Here is a 14,172-nt window from a genome sequence, read left to right as displayed (position 1 = left end):
GTAGCGCAAACACGATTTGGGCTTCGGTAAACTTTGTCTTTTTCATGGCACATGTCTCTTGGTTTAAGATACGACAAGGGCCTGATTTCTCTACTTTAGCGTGGTCTAGTTTATTGGGGGGAGGTCACCAGTAGTAGAACCTGATTTACAGAAAAGTATATCATTTAACTTTACACTACTTTTTTGGGCATACACTTCGTGCTGTTCTAATGAAATATAGCCACGCCGAGCGGTGAAGTCTAATCTATTTATTTTAATTGCCTCGGCAGAGAGAAATGGAACTCCTTCTTCGAGGAACTCAGGTGTCTCATGTGGGCCATCCGTGATTCTAACAGCTACAAGTGCTTTTAACTTCATTCGCTCCCAATGCGTTGGAAGTGCCGGGACCCATTGAATGCCACTGTCCTTATAGTCTGTGTAACGCTCCATTAGGCTCCAATAACTTGATTCAGTAAACCTTCAGTCCGGGTTTCCAAACGCATGATATCATTGCGAATATCTTGGAGGGAGCGGAGGTTTTGGTACTGGTAGAAATAGCGGGTGAAGTTGATTTCGTAGCCCTCTTTGGTCTTGGTGTTGTCAAGGAACGCATCTGGCACGTGCGGCAGCACTTCCTGCCGAAAGTAGTCGTCAGGGTCATCCAGCAACGGTACGTTCTCGAAGTCGCGCAGGCTGCTATCGGCCTTGGGTTTACCTTTCTTATCCGTCACCGGTTTACCGTGGGCGTCGCGCAGGGGGCGTTCCACCGTCAGGCGGCGGTAACCGAAGGCTTCATTGGGGAAGATTTTGCAAAACTCCCCTTCCTCAAAGTCGCCATAGAGTAGAGTAATATCGGCCAATTGGTCTTCGGCAATGATGTTGCGCTTGTTACCTAGGCTACGCGGCATTTTCTGAAAGAAGCTCACGGTATTGAGCAGTTGCACTTTGCCCTTGCGTTCCGCCGCCTTACGGTTCGTCACTATCCAGATGTATGTAGTGATGCCGGTGTTGTAGAACAGTTGGTCGGGCAACGCCACGATGCCTTCCAACATGTCACGCTCCAGCAGCCAGCGCCGGATTTCACTCTCGCCACTACCCGCCGCCCCTGAAAACAACGGCGACCCGTTGAACACAATAGCCAAGCGGGTGCCCTCGGCGGTGTTCTTCATCTTGCTGGTCATGTGCTGCAAGAACAGCAGCGACCCATCCGATATACGCGGTAAGCCGGGCCCAAAACGACCGGCGTAGCCCAGCTTCTCATGCTCCTGGGTGATGAACTTCTGAGCCTTCTTCCATTCCACCCCGAACGGTGGGTTACTCAGCACGTAGTCGAACTTAGCGTCCGGCAACTGGTCCTGGGTGAAGCTATTCCCAAGTTTGATGTTATCCGCCCGGTGCCCCTTGATGAGCATATCAGCCTTGCAGATGGCGTACGACTCCGGGTTCAACTCCTGGCCAAAGGATTCCAGCCGCGCTTCGTCGTTCAGCTCGTGCAGGTACTCTTCTGCCACCGACAACATGCCACCCGTACCACAAGCCGGGTCGTAAATTGTCTTCACAATACCCTTCTTGGTCAGGATTTCCCGGTCCTGGAGGAACAGCAGGTTTACCATCAACCGGATTACCTCTCTGGGGGTGAAGTGCTCACCAGCGGTTTCGTTGGAGCTTTCCGCAAACTTCCGGATAAGCTCCTCGAAGATATATCCCATGCCCAACGGTGTCACCGTGTTAGGGTGAAGGTCGATTTCCTGGAACTTCTTCAACACCATGAACAGCAAGTCCGCTGAATCCAGCTTCGTTATCTGGTGGTCAAACTCAAAGTGCTCCAGGATTTCGCGGGCGTTTTGGGAGAACCCGTTGATGTAGTGCCGTAGGTTAGCGGCTACGTTGTTGGGGTCACCAACCAAACGCTCGAAGTCGAAAGGGCTATGGTTGTGGAAGCTTAGGCCAGACTTTTGGTTTAACACCATATCGGCCATTTCCGGGGGTAGGCTCTGAGTCCGTGGATGCTCCAGCAGCACGGCGGCCTTCGTGGGGGCCAAGACGCTATCCAGGCGGCGCAACACCGTCAGGGGTAATATCACCTTCCCGTAATCAGCCTGCTTATAGTCCCCACGTAGGAGGTCGGCCACGGCCCAAATATGCGCGGCGTATTGTTTAAAGTCCATAATAATGCAAAAGACAGAGGCCCCCACAAAGCAGTGGGGGCCGAAATTAGCCGGGAGCCAGCAGAATACCTAGTTCGAAGCCCGAACCTTTATAGAGTAGCGGCCGGAGTTTTCGTTGTTGTCAGTCCAACCTGCATATAGCTAATTGGAAGGTCAAAAGTAGCCTGTAACCTATCCAGATATTCTTCTGCTTCTTGGGTAACGGTATGATGCGATACAATCACCCACTCTTGTGAAAGTTGTGGGTCAGACCAACAGGCATACTCCAGCAGCTGGCCTAACGCTTCGCGAATACAAGCCCGGATTGAGTGTAAAACTTTGACTTCGTAAAACACCAACCCTGTAGGGGTCTCCCGTACTACATCAATACGGGTGTTAGTGCCTTGAATTGCAGCTTCCTTTACGACAAGTTCCCCAGGGTATTGCTCCTTCAGCACTTTGCATAGGTTCCGCTGCACCTGCTGATGCAGAGCCTTCAATTCAATACTCCCGCCTTGAATAGTACGAGATTTAGGCTGTTTACCTTGTTTACCGCCTTTTAGAATGACTTTGGGAATAATTTTAGGCTGAGGATTCCAAGAAGGGTTGTACGTTGCCTCTGGGGATGTATCGGCTAAAAGGACATACCGATGGTTATTGGTCCAGGTCGAGAATTCCTCTATCAATTCTACTCCAGAGTCAGTATCGGGGCGTTCAACATCTTCAGGGCGAAAACGGAAGTTGAAAGGACCATGTAGAAACATTGGGCTGAACAATTCCGCTGCTGGGTTTGCAGTAGCACGGCAAAGCTCGTCGGCCATTTCTGCATACCAGCCTTTAGCCTCGTACTTCGTATGAATTTTCTGATTCATTGCGTCAGTCAGAACTTCCGCATTGCGAATACGGCCTACATAAAAATACTCCTGGGTATCCGAGTTGCGAGAGTAAAGCTTGATGTTATACACCTTCCCTTCGTGAGCATCATTGTTAAGCGGTTGCAGAAAGGCGTAATGGTAATTTCCTGCTAAGCGGCTAAAGTTGAAAAGCCATTCTTCAGCACCAAACCCTGGTCCATCACTGCGTTCATGTGAATTGGCATCTTGGCTCTTGCCCTCAGGCCCAGAAGGGACTTGCCACCCGCTCGTATTCCAGCAAATACGGGCTAATTTATCCTCTAAAGGGTTCCGGCCTTGCCAAACGTAATCTATGGCATCCAGATAAATGGTCTTGTTGGTAGCGAGGTAAGACTTCGTAGCTGCCGCTAGACGGGGCCAGTTCCAGTTAGGGAGTTCTGCTACAGGGACCATTACCGGTAGAGCTATGCCCCCCCGGGTCCGCATAAAATCATCAAAGCGCACTATCAGCTTAGTATCAAGGGCTGCTACACCTTGCCGCAGACAATCAAGCTTCCACATCAAGGTTTGCGAAGCAGCATCAATTCCCAAGGTAAAAAACACACCGAATTGTTGCTGCCCGGGAAGAAACAAGCTGGCCCAAGTAAAGGGCTTGAATAACCGCCGCATAGTACGATTACCGTCTGTGTCTGTAACGGTACCTGCCTGCCGCCATGCTCTATATTTCATGGAAACCTTGAACCCAGTTCCGCCAAGAAGCTTTGCCCAAAACTTCGTTTTGGCAATAGGGCCGCTTAAAAGCTCTTGTTCAATCCGCTGATGAGCCTTGTTATTAAGTTTGAAATTTCGGTCGGCGTGCTGTAGCAGCAGCTCTAGGTCTTCAGAGGTAAAGAAATCCATACAGAGGGAGTTGGCACAATGGTATCCTAAATGTATGGAAAGCTCGCTCCCAACTCCTAAGTCTTTAAGATTCCATTCTGTAGCTTTTCATACAATTCCATAAGCATCGAATACTGTGGCTGTAATCCTGCCCTGAATAGCTGGTAGCTGGCGAGTATTGAGCCATATGGTTTCACAGTGGCTGGTTTTCCAGGCTTTGATTTGAGTACGGGCTTGATAATACTATATAAATTATCCAAGTCATATTCAGCTTCCTTCAATAGCGAATATCTTTCCAGCTCTTTACGAGACGTAAGAGTAGCTCTGAAAACAACTGGCTTGCTTACTGTAACAGTTGCAGGGCTATATACCCCGCTTGTTGCTGTTATAGTATTAGCATACTGGTAGATGCTTTGGGTGATATCTTTATAAATATTGAATACTGGGTTTTCCTTAGAATTCAAAACACTCATCAACGGTATTGGCTTCCTTAGTCCATAGTCTTGAGAAACGGCATTATTCTCACTAAGCATCAAATGAGTTCGTATTTTTTTGTAGCTGTTCAATCTTAGCTCAAAGCGCAAAGTATTCTTGAGCACAATATTCCTTTTATCCTTTGCGGTCTTATCATATATTTTAAAGTGCACGTTTTTGGGTGTGCTTTTGCCACGGCAATAGTAGAATGTAATATTTTGGTTTCTGGAATGCTCCTCTTTTCTATATTTTACTCCAGTATACATAGCCCTTATAAGCTTCAAATAGACCTCTGGTGATTCTTCAGTTATAATATCAATGGTAAAATCGCCTGATTGCACAAAAGCATAGTTGTAAGCATCTGGTATTAGGTCAACATAACCTGTTCTGTTTAGCAGTTGTATTACATATGCAATATTCATTTTAGAAATCAAGTGATTAGATACTCCCAGTATTCTGGAATCAATTTCTATGTTATACCCAGTGCTGGTCCTGTCAGAAAGAATAGATATAAGACCTTCTGGATGTTCTACAGGCGCAAAATACTGCCCTCTAAACGTAGTTGGTTCACTCATGAAGCAAGCTTTCGGGATTAGAATTTTTAGAGTATCTATCCCAATATTAAATTCCAGGCTTGAGGAAGAATGTGTTTGATTATTCATACTTGATAGGGTTTAAGGTTCGGTTGATTAAGAGTTCTTAGATTTATGGGGAATTACCACACCATATAGTTAAGGGCACAGCTGTGACCCCAGCCATTTATTAGCTGTTAAAAATGCATTGTAAAGCGGGAAAACTAGCGGTAGTGAATTGCCTTCAGGGCCTTTAAACCCTTTTATTCACGATACACATAATAGCTTGCAGTCTTCGTTTATAATTAAACTCATATGACACGTAATTAAAAAGCACTATACAAATAGAAATCTTTAATAATCAAGATATTATCCTCTAAGACGCTTTAAGTAAGCTTGAATATCTGACTCCCGTAATCTGATTGAGGCTCGCCGTGGTGTATTGCGGTTTGAATTGTCGGCATGGAGTCTACCAAGTCGTATTTCATCCCGCACAAATTTTTCTGAGCGTCTAAGACGCTTTGCGGCATCTTTTACGGTAAACATGTCAGCCGTCGTAACCGGAGCGGGTTGGGTCCTTAAAGCCTCTGCAACTGCTTTACAGACTAGTGCTTGAAGGTCCTCTGGAGAGAGTGTGGTATACAGGAATTGTTTCATGCCGCTAATTCCGGAAAGCAGGCACTTTTGTTACAGTTGTACTTCACTTTAATCCCCAGCACTATTCTACTGCTGGTTTGCTTATCAAAAGGCTTATAGTTCTACTGTTCTCACATCAAAGAGGAATAGAAGGCTCGGAATTGAGCACATATGTGGTTTTTAATAGAATTAAGCCATTTATAGTGCATAATCCTTAAGGACCGATACCCAAAGGATATACTACGAAACAAAAAATCCCATAAAACTCTCAATCAGAGAGTTTTATGGGATTTAGTTGTGGGCCCAACTGGAATCGAACCAGTGACCTATTGATTATGAGTCAATTGCTCTAACCGATTGAGCTATAGGCCCGTTGCCTAATCAACTGCCGGGGCGGTTGGTTTCAGCCCTGCAAACTTCGACTTTTGCGGTTGGATTTGCAATTTTTTATCAGTCAAAACTGGCGGTGGGTCGTGTTATGCGGTGGGCAGCCAGCCTTGTCGCCCGGCCCTGCGGCCTCCCCTACTCCGCTCCAAACCTATGGCTCAGAAACTTCCCCACCTGCTGTTCGATTTCGGCGGCGTCATCATTAATATTGATTACAACCGCACCCTGGAGGCCATGCGGGCCTTGGGCAGCGGCATCGAGTTCACGCAGGCGGCCCAAGCCGGGCTGTTCGACCAATTGGAAACCGGCCAGATTTCGGCAGCTGAATTCCGGAACGGGCTGCGCGAGCATTATGGTTTGCAGGCCACCGATGCACAGTTGGATGAAGCCTGGCACGCCATGCTGCTCGACGTACCAGCCGAGCGGCTGGCACTGCTGGCAGAGTTGCGGGCCCAAGGGTATCAGACGGCTTTGTTATCCAATACTAATCACCTGCACATCACCGAAATCAACCGGCGGCTAAAGGAGCAGTATGGCCTGCAGCATGGCATTGCCGACTGCCTCGACCGGGTATTTTACTCACAGGAAGTGGGCCTGCGCAAGCCGGGCGAGGAAATATTCCGGCACGCGCTGCGCGAAATGAACTGGCAGGCGGCGGATACGTTGTTTATCGAAGACAGTTCCCAGCACATAGCAACCGCCCGCCGACTGGGGCTGCACACGCTTTTCCTGACTCCGCCCCTTACCTTGCAGGACGCCCTGCCCGCCGCCATCCGTGCCTTTTCCGCCTGACCCCACTCGGCCCGAACATACCCCGCCGCCTGAACCCCTGCTGCCCCTGCCGTTTCCCGACGCGGCCGGGCCGCCCGCCTTCACAGCCGCCGAGGCTGAAGCCGATGCTCAGCTGGTGTTCCAGCGTTACGAACGGGCCCCCTGGCCCCGGCCAGTGCGTTACGGCCTGCACCTGCTGCTGTTCCTGGTTACGCTGCTCACCACCACGCTGGCCGGCGTAACGCTCATCGACAACACCTTTCTGCAGACGATGCTACCGTTTGAGCTGCTGGCTCAGCCGGTGGCGCAAATCTGGGCGGAGCTGAAGCCGGGGCTGTGGTATGCAGGGCCGTTTCTAGCGGTGCTCACGGTGCACGAGTTTGGGCACTACTTCACGGCCCGCTACAACCGCATTGGGGCCACGCTGCCCTACTTTATTCCGCTGCCGCTGGGCTTTGGCACCTTCGGGGCGGTTATCCGCATAAAAGAGCAGATTCATTCGCGGCGCGAGTTTTTCGATGTGGGCTTGGCCGGGCCGCTGGCGGGCTTTGTGGTGGCCGTGGGCGTGCTCTGGTACGGCCTCACGCACCTGCCGCCGCTGGAGTATCTGTTCCAGATTCATCCGGAGCTGCGGCAGTACGGGGCCGATTATGCCCGCTACGCCTACCAGAACCTACCGGCCGGCAGCATCGTCACGCTGGGGCAGCCGCTGCTGTTTCAGGCCATGGCGGCGCTGCTGGCCGACCCAGCCCGGCTACCGCACCCGTACGAGCTGCTGCACTACCCGGTACTGGTGGCGGGCGTGTTCTCGCTGTTTTTCACGGCCCTCAACCTGCTGCCCATCGGCCAGCTCGATGGCGGCCACATTGTGTACGGGTTGCTGGGGCCGCGGCGGGCGGCGCGGGTGTCGGTGCTGCTGTTCCTGGCCTTTATTTTCTACGCCGGACTGGGCCTGTTCACCCTGCGAACCAGCACCGAAGACTGGCTGACCTGGAGCCTGCCCTACTTGCTGTATCTGTGGCTGGTGCTGCGGCGGGCAGCCCCCACGGCCCGCCGGGCGCTGTTTCTGGTGGGCGCGGTGGCGTTGGGCCAAGTGGCGTTGGCCTCGGCCTTCCCCGGCCTGCAGGGCAACCCCGGCTGGCTGCTGTTCGGGCTGCTGCTGGCCCGCACCACCGGTATTTTCCACCCGCCCGCCCCCGACGAACGGCCCCTCTCGCCGGGCCGCAAGGTGCTGGGCTGGCTGATGCTGCTTATTTTTGTGCTTTGCTTCGCCCCTTCACCCATTATTATCCAGTAAGCCGTACTCACGGCATTCCGCTTCAACGCTTTAATCCAGATTCCTCGCGTTGCCTGGAATGACAGGTTTTATCGGCTTCTCTTTAAATGACTATCCCCCAATTCTCCCAATCAAATCTTTTCCGGGGTTCTTCGCTGCTGCTGCTGCGCCAGCATGGCCTGTACGTGAGCCAGCGCCGCCGCGACGGCACGGCATGGCTGGAAACCGAGATTCCGTACGAGGAGCTGCTGCCCGTGGAGCTGGAGTACCAGGCGCCGCCCCCGGTGCGACTGCCGCCCTCTTGGCTATGGCTGCTAATCTGGTTTGCGGTGCAGGGCGTAAGCCGGCTGTTTACCGACAAGGCCGGAGAGCCCGTACCGCCCGAAATGTGGGCCGCCGGCCTGGGCTTCGTGTTGGGCCTGGGCGGGCTGTGGCTGGCGCGCCGCTACTTCGGCCGCCGCGCCACGCTGGCCACCAACCGCATCCGCCTCACGCTGCACGACCGGCCCAGCCAGCGCGCCGCCCTCGAAACCTTCACCGAGGCGCTGCGCCTGCGCGCCCACGCCTACCTGCGCGAGGAGTACGCCCAGGTCAATCCGCTCGGACCCATCGAGCTGCAATTGCACCGCCTGCACTGGCTCCACAACCTCGATGTGCTGAGTGAGCCCGAGCTGCGCGTCCTCAGCACCCGCCTCACCGGCCGCCCCTCCCTCGAACCCCTCAAACTCATGGGCATGGATCTGGAAACGCCGTATTTGAATTAGGGAGTCTGTCGGCACGACGTAGGGGCGGGGCTTGTCCCCGCCCGCCGTCGGCACGGGCTTTATGGGGCCTCAAACAGCCGTTCAACAGTCAGTTCCAACGGCGGGCGGGGGCAAGCCCCGCCCCTACACCGCCCTCCGCAACTTAGGTTAAGCAAAAGTGAGAGGTGAGACTTTCGTGCTGGCTTCCCCAATGGGCCGTCAGCACGAAAGTCTCACCTCTCACTTCTTGGTACTCACTTCTGGCGACGTTTACTCTGCTTCCAGCGCCGCTACGCCGGGCAGTTCCTTGCCTTCCATGTACTCCAGCAGCGCGCCGCCGCCGGTGCTGATGTAGCTCACTTGGTCGGCGAAACCGAGTTGGTTGACAGCCGCGGCCGAGTCGCCGCCGCCAATGAGGCTGAAGGCGCCCGACTCGCGGGTGGCATCGGCAATGGTTTGAGCTACGGCCGTGGTGCCTTTGGCGAAAGTGGGCATCTCGAACACGCCCATCGGGCCATTCCAGAGGATGGTTTTCGACTTACTGATTACCTCGGTGAAGGATTTGATGGAGTCGGGGCCGAGGTCGAGGCCGAGCCAGCCGTCCGGAATCTGGTCGTTGGCCGCCACTTTGGTTTCGGCGTCGTTGGCGAACTTGTCGGCAATGAGGCTGTCGGTGGGCAGCAGCAGGTTCACGCCTTTGGCTTTGGCCTTCTCGATGAGCTCCAGGGCCAGGGGCATTTTATCTTCTTCGAGCAGCGAGTTACCGATGCTGCCACCCTGGGCCTTGGCGAAGGTATAGGCCATGCCGCCGCCGATGAGTAGGTTATCTACCTTGTCGAGCAGCTTCTCGATGATGAGGATTTTATCGGATATTTTGGCCCCGCCCATGATGGCCGTGAAGGGCCGCTCAGACTTTTCGAGCACCTTTTTGGCGTTATCCAGCTCGCTCTGCATCAGGTAGCCGCCTATGCGGTCGGCGGGCGCGAAGCTCTCGGCCATAACGGCCGTGGAGGCGTGGCGACGGTGGGCCGTACCGAAGGCATCGTTCACGTACACATCGCCCAGTTTGGCCAGCTTAGCGGCAAAATCAGCGTCGCCCTTTTCTTCTTCCTTATTAAAACGCACATTTTCGACCAGCAGAACCTGGCCGGGCTGCAGGGCCTTCGCCTTCTCTTCAGCCTTCAGCGCATCATCGGCAAACTGCACTTCCTGGCCGTACTCCTGACTCAGGCGGCTTACGATGTGGCGCAGCGAAAACTTATCCTCGGGGCCGCCTTTGGGCCGGCCCAGGTGCGAGAGCAGCACCACGGAGCCGCCGTCGGCCAGAATCTTTTTGATGGTCGGCGTGGCGGCCCGGATGCGGGTGTCGTCGGTGATGGTGAAGTCCTTGTCGAGCGGCACGTTGAAATCAACGCGCACCACGGCCCGCTTGCCGGCGAAGTTGTACTGATCGAGGGTTTTCATGGAATGGGAATAGGTTTGGCTTGGGGCGAAGATAGGGGTTGCGGAAGGGGTAAAGAAACGGCGTAGGGGCGGGGCTTGCCCCCGCCCGCCGCGAGGGCAGTTTTGCTGTTTGCAACCTATTCATAATGAGGGGCAACGACTGTTCGGATGGCGGGCGGGGACAAGCCCCGCCCCTACGCCGTTGTATCGTCCCGTTCTACCAGCCCCCGGGACGCCCGCACCCAATCTTTCAAACCCGTACCTTTGCCCTTGTATGAAAATAGGCATCTTCTTTGGCGGCCCGTCGCGGGAGCGGGAAATCAGTTTTGCGGGCGGCCGCACGGTATACGACAACCTCGATAAGGCCCTGTTTGAGGCTGTGCCGGTGTTTGTCGACAGCAGCGGCAACTTCATCCTACTCAACTGGGAGTTCATTTACAAGGGCACCATCCGCGACTTTTACCCGCCCGTTTCTGCGCTTCCGCCCAGCACTGTGCCGGTGCAGCTCTACTTCGAGAGCCTGGGCGAGCTGAGTCCGGAGGAGCAGGACCGCATTATAAATGAGGTCGGCCGCCGCGTGGAACCACGCGAGCTAAGCCAGCTCATTGACTTCGTCTTCCTGGCCCTGCACGGGCCGGGCGGCGAAGATGGGGCCATCCAGGGCCTGTTGGAATGGTACGGCATCCCGTACTCGGGCTCCGGCATTCTGCCCTCGGCTTTTGGCATTGATAAGGTTGCCCAGAAGAAATTGCTCAAAGCCCTGGGCCAACCCACCCCCGATTTCCGGCTGATTACGGCCGAAGACTGGGACGCTGCCGACCCACAGGCCACGCTCGATTATCTGGTGCGCAAGCTGGGTTTACCGCTGGTGTTCAAAGCCCCGCGCCAGGGCAGCAGCATTGGCATCAGCATTCTGCGCGAAGCCAACGTGGACCAGTTTGCCACCGCCATTGAGCGCAGCCTGTTCCGCAAAACCGTTACGCAAACCGAGTGGCAGAGCCTGAGCGACGCCCAAAAAATCAGCTGGCTCCAGCGCCTCGTCGATATCCGAGACGGCATTGGTCTGCCGGTTACATTGGATTCAACTGATAGCTCAAGCATTATATATCGACCTGAAGAGCTACTGCATGCGCTGAACGAGCGGCTGGCGACAGCCGAAAGTGTGATGCTGACGAGCGTGGAGGGCGAAACGCAGGTGCTGGTGGAGAGCTTCGTGCAGGGACGCGAGTTCTCGTGCATCGTGCTGGAAGACCCCAAAGGCCAGCCGCTGGCGTTGCCGCCCACCGAGATTGTGAAGGGCGAGGAGATGTTCGACTACCGCTCGAAGTACCTGCCCGGCCTGGCCCGCAAAATCACGCCCATCGACCTGCCCGAGGCCGACATCCAGGCCATCCGCGACGCCTGCGAAACCATGTTCCGCACCTTCGGCTTCCAGGTATACGCCCGCCTCGACGGTTTCATTCAGGCCGACGGCACCCTTTTCCTCAACGACCCTAACACCACGTCGGGCATGTTGCCGGCTTCGTTCTTCTTCCACCAGGCGGCCGAAATCGGGCTCAACCCCAGCCAGTTCCTTACTTACCTAATTCGCACTTCGCTGGCAGCGCGGCGGCGCGGCGGGCTGCGGCCGGTGAAGCTGGCGGCCCGGCTGGCCCGGCTCGATGCGGCCGTGGCGGCGCGGGCGGCAGGCGAGCAGAAACGCATTCGGGTAGCTGTCATTATGGGCGGTTACTCCTCGGAACGGCACATTTCGGTGGAGAGCGGGCGCAACATCTACGAGAAGCTCAGCTCGTCGGTGAAGTATGAGCCGTGCCGGTATTCCTGACTGGGAGCAGCGCGGAGTTCCGGCTCTACGTGCTGCCCATCAATGTGATGCTCAAGGACAACGCCGACGATATCCGCGAGAAGATTGAGCACCACGAGGCCGGCCACGAAACCCACCCGATTCTGGAGCGCATCCGCCGCGAGGCCGAGGGCATCACGAGCACCTACGCCGGACCGGCCGCCACCCAGCCCCGCCGGGTAACGTTCGAGGAGCTGGCCGGCATGGTCGACGAGGTATTCATTGCCCTGCACGGCCGCCCCGGCGAAGACGGCGCGCTGCAGCAGCAACTGGAGCAGTTCGGACTGCCCTACAACGGCTCGGGCGTGGCCAGCAGCCAGGTTACCATCAATAAGTTCGACACCAACCGCCGCCTGCGCGAAGCTGGCCTGCGGGTGGCCGAACACCGCATGGCCACCCGTCTGGAGTGGGCTGCCGACCCGGAAAACTTCTTCCGCGGCCTCGAAACCCAGTTCCCCTACCCTTTCATCGCCAAGCCCGCCGACGACGGCTGCTCCTCGGCGGTGAAGAAAATCAAGACCCGCGCGGAGCTGGAGGCCTTCACCCGCCTCATTTTCCGCGACCAGGAGGAGTTGATGCCCGCCGAGGCCACCACGCTCAGCCTGGGCTTCAAGGAGGAATTCCCGCGCAAGGAGGCCTTCTTGGTCGAGACACTAATTGACCGCGACGGAGCCGCGCATTTCCTGGAAGTAACCGGCGGTCTGCTTACGCACTGGGGCCCGAACGGCGAGCTGGAAATCGAGGTGTTCGAGGCTTCCGAGGCCCTGGCCACGGGTGAAGTGCTGAGCCTGGAGGAGAAGTTTCTGGCCGGCGAAGGCCAGAACATCACCCCGGCCCGCTACGCCCCCGAGGCCGCCGAGCGGCAGCGTATTTCGGAGGAAGTGAAGCGGGAACTGCGCCGGGTGGCCGAAATCCTGCATATCCAGGGTTACGCCCGCATCGACGCCTTCGTGCGGGTGCGCGCCAACGGGGCCGTGGAGGTGCTCATCATCGAGGTGAACTCGCTGCCCGGCATGACGCCCGCCACCTGCATCTTCCACCAAACGGCGCTGGCCGGCTACACGCCCTACCAGTTCATCGACCAGATTCTGGAGTTCGGCAAGCAGCGCACGGCGCAGCAGACCGCGGCTGGTTGAAGAAATAGCAAAACATTGTCATGCTGAGCGCAGCCGGAGGCGCAGTCGAAGCATCTCTACTGCAACAAGTAAACCCATACACGGGGAATTAGCATGGCGGTAGAGAGGCTTCGACTACGCTCCGCTTCGCTCAGCATGACAACGTTTTGTGTCGTTAGCACCACACCGCGCCAATATTATAACTTTGCCCTTCTGGCTCCTAGCTTCCAACTCCCAGCTTCTCCCTACTAAATGTCTTTTCTCCGTTCCGATACGCCGGCCGATTTGCTCAAGCACCTGCTCCTGATTCTGGTGCTCGTGGGGGCGCTGGTGTTCGGTTTTTTTCAGGTGTATCTGCCCATCACCACCAACCACGGCGAAACTATTGTGGTGCCCAAGGTAACGGGCATGAACCAGGCCGACCTGGAGGATTACCTCGACGAGCGGAACCTCGATTATCTGGTTGATGACAGCACGTACAACTCCGGCATCAAGCCCGGCACGGTGCTGCAGCAGGAGCCCAAGGCGGGCGAGCAGGTGAAGGAAGGCCGCAAGCTCTACGTAACGGTGTCGATGAAGAATCCGCCCGTCATCAAGATGCCCAAGCTCACCGACGGCTCGGTGAAAAACGCCCAGATGATTCTTAAGAGCTACGATCTGGTGGTCGGCCAGCTCAAATTTGTGCCTAACATTCTGAAGGACGCCGTGCTGCGGCAGTCGGTGAACGGCAAGGAAATAGCGGCCGGCGACCCCATTACCAAGGGTACCCGCGTAGATCTGGAAGTGGGCGACGGGCTGGGTAACCAGGAGTTTCCAGTGCCCAACCTCGTGAACATGCCCGCCGATGAGGCCACGACCCTGCTCGTGGGCCAGGGCCTGCAGGTGGGCGAAATCTTCTACGAACCAGCCCCCAACGGCGAGGCCGACGGCATGGTTATCAAGCAACGCCCGGTGCCCGGCGCCGGCAGCACCATCCGCATGGGCCAGCTCGTCGACCTGTGGGTAGCCGGCTCAGGCCCGCTGAAGGGAGTGGATTAGCGGTCAGCAGAACGA

At 55.7% G+C, this 14,172-nt stretch carries 11 protein-coding genes and 1 tRNA gene; 6 read left to right on the top strand and 6 right to left on the bottom strand.

Going from position 1 to position 14,172, the window contains the following annotated elements; translation table 11 throughout:
* Positions 1-428: 428 nt before the first annotated feature.
* From D0N36_RS15515 to D0N36_RS15495, 5 genes are all read right to left on the bottom strand, one after another.
* Positions 429-2,147, bottom strand: coding sequence for a type I restriction-modification system subunit M (locus D0N36_RS15515; RefSeq protein WP_116942755.1), 1,719 nt, complete (start codon positions 2,145-2,147; stop codon positions 429-431).
* An 89-nt stretch (positions 2,148-2,236) separates the two neighbouring features.
* Positions 2,237-3,880 (bottom strand): hypothetical protein, encoded by a 1,644-nt coding sequence (locus D0N36_RS15510; RefSeq protein WP_116942754.1) that lies wholly within the window; start codon positions 3,878-3,880, stop codon positions 2,237-2,239.
* A gap of 56 nt (positions 3,881-3,936) precedes the next feature.
* Positions 3,937-4,995, bottom strand: coding sequence for a hypothetical protein (locus D0N36_RS15505; RefSeq protein WP_147320937.1), 1,059 nt, complete (start codon positions 4,993-4,995; stop codon positions 3,937-3,939).
* Positions 4,996-5,274: 279 nt separating this feature from the next.
* Positions 5,275-5,451 (bottom strand): helix-turn-helix domain-containing protein, encoded by a 177-nt coding sequence (locus tag D0N36_RS20310; RefSeq protein ID WP_410504165.1) that lies wholly within the window; start codon positions 5,449-5,451, stop codon positions 5,275-5,277.
* A 388-nt stretch (positions 5,452-5,839) separates the two neighbouring features.
* Positions 5,840-5,913, bottom strand: a tRNA-Ile gene (locus D0N36_RS15495).
* 168 nt (positions 5,914-6,081) lie between these two features.
* Between D0N36_RS15495 and D0N36_RS15490 the strand changes: the two genes are divergently transcribed.
* The 3 genes from D0N36_RS15490 to D0N36_RS15480 all read left to right on the top strand — a co-directional run bounded on the left by D0N36_RS15490 (position 6,082) and on the right by D0N36_RS15480 (position 8,739).
* On the top strand, positions 6,082-6,720 hold the full coding sequence (locus tag D0N36_RS15490; protein WP_116942751.1) for an HAD family hydrolase: 639 nt from the start codon (positions 6,082-6,084) through the stop codon (positions 6,718-6,720).
* Positions 6,704-7,996 (top strand): site-2 protease family protein, encoded by a 1,293-nt coding sequence (locus tag D0N36_RS15485; RefSeq protein ID WP_242478944.1) that lies wholly within the window; start codon positions 6,704-6,706, stop codon positions 7,994-7,996. Before D0N36_RS15490 ends, D0N36_RS15485 begins: the two co-directional genes overlap by 17 nt.
* A gap of 86 nt (positions 7,997-8,082) precedes the next feature.
* Positions 8,083-8,739 (top strand): hypothetical protein, encoded by a 657-nt coding sequence (locus D0N36_RS15480; protein ID WP_116942750.1) that lies wholly within the window; start codon positions 8,083-8,085, stop codon positions 8,737-8,739.
* Between the two features lie 249 nt (positions 8,740-8,988).
* Here D0N36_RS15480 and D0N36_RS15475 read toward each other — a convergent pair whose 3' ends face one another.
* Positions 8,989-10,182 carry a phosphoglycerate kinase gene (locus tag D0N36_RS15475; protein WP_116942749.1) on the bottom strand — a complete coding sequence of 398 codons (1,194 nt, stop codon included), beginning with the start codon at positions 10,180-10,182 and terminating at the stop codon, positions 8,989-8,991.
* 253 nt (positions 10,183-10,435) lie between these two features.
* Between D0N36_RS15475 and D0N36_RS20155 the strand changes: the two genes are divergently transcribed.
* The 3 genes from D0N36_RS20155 (at position 10,436) to D0N36_RS15465 (ending at position 14,157) form a co-directional block, all read left to right on the top strand.
* A complete protein-coding gene (locus D0N36_RS20155; RefSeq protein ID WP_317191491.1) occupies positions 10,436-11,986 on the top strand; it encodes a hypothetical protein in 1,551 nt (516 codons plus the stop codon).
* Positions 11,971-13,140 carry a hypothetical protein gene (locus tag D0N36_RS20150; RefSeq protein WP_317191490.1) on the top strand — a complete coding sequence of 390 codons (1,170 nt, stop codon included), beginning with the start codon at positions 11,971-11,973 and terminating at the stop codon, positions 13,138-13,140. The genes D0N36_RS20155 and D0N36_RS20150 overlap by 16 nt, the downstream gene beginning before the upstream one ends.
* A 231-nt stretch (positions 13,141-13,371) precedes the next feature.
* Entirely contained in the window at positions 13,372-14,157 is a 786-nt protein-coding gene (locus D0N36_RS15465; protein ID WP_116942748.1) for a PASTA domain-containing protein, read from the top strand.
* Positions 14,158-14,172 lie beyond the last annotated feature (15 nt).

Origin of the sequence: Hymenobacter lapidiphilus, assembly GCF_003417065.2 — a bacterium.
In the GTDB taxonomy this organism is placed as follows: Bacteria; Bacteroidota; Bacteroidia; order Cytophagales; family Hymenobacteraceae; genus Hymenobacter.
The sequence above is the reverse complement of the archived record's forward strand: the minus strand, read 5'-3'. Positions and strand labels throughout refer to the sequence as shown.

Excerpts from the sequence above, each read along its gene's own strand:
- D0N36_RS15515 (WP_116942755.1), bottom strand. The coding sequence starts at position 2,147 with ATGGACTTTAAACAATACGCCGCGCATATTTGGGCCGTGGCCGACCTC.
- D0N36_RS15510 (WP_116942754.1), bottom strand. The coding sequence starts at position 3,880 with ATGGATTTCTTTACCTCTGAAGACCTAGAGCTGCTGCTACAGCACGCC.
- D0N36_RS15505 (WP_147320937.1), bottom strand. The coding sequence starts at position 4,995 with ATGAATAATCAAACACATTCTTCCTCAAGCCTGGAATTTAATATTGGG.
- D0N36_RS20310 (WP_410504165.1), bottom strand. The coding sequence starts at position 5,451 with ATGTTTACCGTAAAAGATGCCGCAAAGCGTCTTAGACGCTCAGAAAAA.
- D0N36_RS15490 (WP_116942751.1), top strand. The coding sequence starts at position 6,082 with ATGGCTCAGAAACTTCCCCACCTGCTGTTCGATTTCGGCGGCGTCATC.
- D0N36_RS15480 (WP_116942750.1), top strand. The coding sequence starts at position 8,083 with ATGACTATCCCCCAATTCTCCCAATCAAATCTTTTCCGGGGTTCTTCG.
- D0N36_RS15475 (WP_116942749.1), bottom strand. The coding sequence starts at position 10,182 with ATGAAAACCCTCGATCAGTACAACTTCGCCGGCAAGCGGGCCGTGGTG.
- D0N36_RS20155 (WP_317191491.1), top strand. The coding sequence starts at position 10,436 with ATGAAAATAGGCATCTTCTTTGGCGGCCCGTCGCGGGAGCGGGAAATC.
- D0N36_RS15465 (WP_116942748.1), top strand. The coding sequence starts at position 13,372 with ATGTCTTTTCTCCGTTCCGATACGCCGGCCGATTTGCTCAAGCACCTG.